Origin of the sequence: Aquidulcibacter sp. (assembly GCF_049239865.1) — a bacterium.
Taxonomy (GTDB): Bacteria; Pseudomonadota; Alphaproteobacteria; order Caulobacterales; family Aquidulcibacteraceae; genus Aquidulcibacter.
On record NZ_JBMLTR010000013.1, the window covers coordinates 1 to 1096 of the forward strand.

Annotated in this window: 2 protein-coding genes; both read right to left on the reverse strand. The window is 58.6% G+C overall.

Annotated features, from left to right (window positions below):
* Positions 1 to 153: 153 nt before the first annotated feature.
* On the reverse strand, positions 154 to 588 hold the full coding sequence (locus ACOVRA_RS01650; RefSeq protein ID WP_367178396.1) for a low molecular weight phosphatase family protein: 435 nt from the start codon (positions 586 to 588) through the stop codon (positions 154 to 156).
* 14 nt (positions 589 to 602) lie between these two features.
* Positions 603 to 1076, reverse strand: a complete 474-nt coding sequence (locus ACOVRA_RS01655; protein WP_421718789.1) for a UPF0262 family protein — start codon at positions 1074 to 1076, stop codon at positions 603 to 605.
* Positions 1077 to 1096: the final 20 nt, after the last annotated feature.

Below are 1096 nucleotides of genomic sequence, written 5' to 3' on the forward strand. Positions count from 1 at the left end.
ACCACGCGCCCCGGCCCCTCACTCAGCCGCACCCCCGGTGGTTTTCCACGCGGGGCTATGGGTGTTGCTCCTCTCTCCGCTTGGGAGAGGGGAGAGCATGCGGCGAAGCCGGTGAAGGGGTAGGTTCAGCACTTTTGACGAAGAGACAGCGCCCTAAAGCTTCAGCATCGCAAAGCGTTTGGCGATTTGACGGTCGAGGGCGTCGCGGACATCGCGGTAGGTGTCCATGCGGCTATCGCGGCTGCCCTCCACGGCCGAAGGGTCCATGGTGGGCCAATATTCGACTTCGACTGCCAGATGCCGAGTATATTCCAAAGCACGGTGGTGGGCTTGCGGCGCGAGCGAAATGATGAGGTCGAAGCTATCATCTTCCAGATCGGCAAAGGTCTTGGGCCGATGCTTGATGATATCCACGCCCAATTCATCCATCACCATCACGGCCATGGGATCAACCTGATCGGCTTTGCGTAGGCCACAGGAATCGACAAATACGCGCGTGCCGAACCTGCGCTTCATCAAGCCTTCCGCCATGGGGGAGCGAATGGCATTCATGGTGCAGCAAAACAAAACAGATTGAGGCGGGCGCACCAGATCCAACGGTGTCAGAGCCTAACGTGCAGAGCACAGATCAGCGTGAACAGCCGCCGTGCCGTATCAAAATCAAGCGTGACCTTGCCTTCAAGGCGCGCTTCGAGCAGGCGAGAGCCTTCATTATGCAGGCCGCGCCGGCCCATATCGATGGCCTCAATCTGAGTTGGTGTCGCTTGACGGATCGCTTGATGATAGCTTTCGCAGATCATGAAATAATCGCGCACCACCCGCTTAAAGGGCGAGAGCGACAGGACAAAAATCCGCACGTCACTGCCGTCGAGCAATTTGACGTCGAAGACGAGCTTCTGATCAACCACCGACAGGGCCAGTGCGTAAGGCCCGTCCGGCCCGTCAATCACGTCGAAGTGGTTGGCTTCAAGCAGGTCAAAGATAGCGACGCGGCGCTCATGCTCCCCATCAGCGGTCTGGGCAGCCAGCGATTCCTCATCAAGGCGGACATCGGCGATACGGCGGTTGTTGGACATGGCCTATCCTTGCAAGAGGC